Below are 538 nucleotides of genomic sequence, written 5' to 3'. Positions count from 1 at the left end.
CCGATGTCGTAACCCAACGTTTTATTAAGGCCTTGGATCAGTTCAATCTCTTCAGCAAACGTCGGTACAGTGAAATCAGATTTCCACATTGGGAATCGGGTTGGATAACCGGCGACTTTTTTGCCGTTTTCGTCGATATTGAACCCTTCGGTGACTCGCAGAGATTTGATTTCTGCCAGAGTAAAGTCAATCGCGTAATAACGACCATCTTCGCGTGCGCGATCAGGAAAACGCTCCGCTACATCCGTGACGCGATCCAAGTAATGGTCATGCAACACCACTAACTGATCGTCTTTCGTCATCACGACATCTTGCTCGATGTAATCTGGTTTCATTGCATAAGCCAAAGCTTTGGCTTCTAAAGTGTGCTCCGGCAAATAACCAGAAGCGCCGCGGTGAGCGATAACAAGCGGCTTTGCAATTGCGCCAGCAGATAGGCTAAGCGCTAAAAATGTGAGACATACTGACTTGGTTTTCATTGTTATATCCTTGATAAAGCGAAGAGGCAGTATTCCACTGCCTCTTTAAATAAATATTA

The 538-nt window shown here is 45.4% G+C and carries 1 protein-coding gene; it reads right to left on the bottom strand.

Annotation, left to right across the window (positions count from 1 at the left end; translation table 11 throughout):
• The coding region (gene glpQ, locus R8N47_RS27860) for a glycerophosphodiester phosphodiesterase (protein WP_318186442.1) at positions 1-479 on the bottom strand (479 nt) is incomplete at its 3' end.
• Positions 480-538: the final 59 nt, after the last annotated feature.

The organism is Vibrio sp. 2132-1 (genome assembly GCF_033344315.1).
Note: the sequence above shows the minus strand (reverse complement) of the source record. Positions and strands in the feature narration are given on the sequence as shown.